Below are 1285 nucleotides of genomic sequence, written 5' to 3'. Positions count from 1 at the left end.
GAGCCAACCTCTGCTCTTCGTGTCGAGCCACGGCTCGAGCCGTTGTGTCAGGTCGTTCATCCCCGGTTGCAAACGACCGCGCAGGACCTCCGGCAGCATCGAAAAGACGCGCCGCTCTTTCGGAATCCTGAAAATCTGGTCGACCGCATCGCCGATCACGCGGATCTCGGCGGGCTCCAACGTGCCGTTGTCAGGCTTCAGCAGATATTGGAGCAACGTATCGACGAATGACCGGTTTTCCGGCGTGTCATCCAGCTGCAGGGGCGCGAACCCGGTTTGAACACCGGGCTGCAGAACTTCATAGCGGCCGCCGAGCGCTCGCACGAAGATTTCCGCGCCGCGATCCTTGTCAAAATAGACGCAGCGCGGCCGAGGCTCGACCCTCATGCTTTGAGCCAGCAGGAAGGGCATCGCCACGGTCTTGCCCCAGCCGGTCGGGCCAAAAACCGTGAAATTTCCCACGTCGTCGACATGGAAATTGAAATAGTAGGCTGTTTGGCTTGTCGTCTCGAGCAGGGCGATGGGACGTTTCCAATGCAGCCGGTCTTTCTGACCGGACGGGAAATTATGCCCCGAAAACAGTCCCGCGAAATTCATCGACGAGATCAATGCCTTGCGTGCGATGTAGCTAAAATTCCCCGGCAGTTGCGCCCAAAACGCCGGCTCCATGTTCAGACGCTCTCGTACCGGAATGATCGCCAGACGCGACATTTCCGACTGCACGTCGGAAATTGCCTTGTTGAGCTCCGGAACTGACCGAGCGACCACGCAAACGGTCAGATGATGGTCGCCGAACACGACTTCGCCTTGTGCCAGCTTGTCCATGCCGTCGTGAACGGATTGCTCGACCGAGGTGCCCGCTTCGTCAGAGCCGACAACTTGTCGACCGATCTTGCGGATTTGGCCCATTGCGGCAACGCGGTCCTCCAGGGCGAAGGACTGTGTAATGATGATCTCATGAGGCAGGCGAAGAAGCCCGTCGAGGCCGCCCGGCGTTGTGTAGGGGGGATACTCCTTCATGGAGATCATCGCGGCCAATTTCGAACTAGAGGGCTCTGCCCCCTTGATCTCGATCGCCTCGCGCCCGAACAGCAGTTGCCGCGTCGGAATTGCCTCAGCCAAACTCATTCGGGGGAGCGGGACTTCCACCTCATCGGCGCCCGCCAAGATCTTCGCTAGAAATTCCCCAGGCTCCGAAAATACGCTGCCGTTGCGCTCGACCACGCCGAGTTTGCGCGCCCCATAGGCGCCGAAATCCTGCACGATGCTGTCGGTCACATCGTGC

At 59.6% G+C, this 1285-nt stretch carries 1 pseudogene; it reads right to left on the bottom strand.

What is annotated here, in order from left to right:
- Nucleotides 1–1285 (bottom strand): annotated as a pseudogene (locus tag EN749_RS35940) (type VI secretion protein); the annotation flags it as partial.

The organism is Mesorhizobium sp. M7A.F.Ca.ET.027.02.1.1 (genome assembly GCF_004022985.1).
GTDB lineage: Bacteria > Pseudomonadota > Alphaproteobacteria > Rhizobiales > Rhizobiaceae > Mesorhizobium.
This window is presented reverse-complemented; position numbering and strand designations above follow the sequence as displayed.